The sequence below is a fragment of the Blastopirellula marina genome (assembly GCF_002967715.1).
Taxonomy (GTDB): Bacteria; Planctomycetota; Planctomycetia; order Pirellulales; family Pirellulaceae; genus Bremerella; species Bremerella marina_B.
Genome location: NZ_PUIA01000047.1, coordinates 1 through 506 on the forward strand (window position 1 = coordinate 1; position 506 = coordinate 506).

The following is a 506-nucleotide window of genomic DNA, read 5'->3' on the forward strand; positions in this document are numbered from 1 at the left end:
GTCCGAAGGAATGCCGCCGCTGGTGATGGCGTTCGCCAAGTCGAACGTGACGATGAAAGCCGATCAGCTGCGCAGCGGCGGAGTCGCGGCGGTGCGCGTTGAAGGGAATGTGCGAATCAACGACGTCACATTTGCGGGGGCGAAGCTGCGTAAGTTCGGCCCGCCCAACTATGCGGTTTGGGCGCTGCCGGGGGCGAAGGTCGAGCTGACAAACTGCAAGTTCGACAACTGGCGGCACGCGTTTTATGGAGAAGCGTGCCAGCTGTCGGCGGTCGAAAACGAGGTCCGGCGTTTTCACGCGGCGGCGTTCGTGGTGAAAGATGCGTCGGCGCAGCTAGATGTGACGCGGAATAAGGTTTTTCGTGGCGACTCGCAGGCTCAGGTGCTGCGGGTAAGCGGAGCGACGAAGTTTCCGGTCGTGGAAGCAGGGAATGAGATCTTGCCAGCGGCGGAGGAGAAATCGCTGGAAGAAGAAATTCGCGATGGTGGCGCTGAAGTAGTAGAAT

General features: G+C 60.3%; 1 protein-coding gene. It reads left to right on the forward strand.

Annotated features, from left to right (window positions below):
* A partial coding sequence (locus tag C5Y96_RS27410; RefSeq protein WP_158261260.1) for a hypothetical protein occupies positions 1–506 on the forward strand: 506 nt, incomplete at both ends.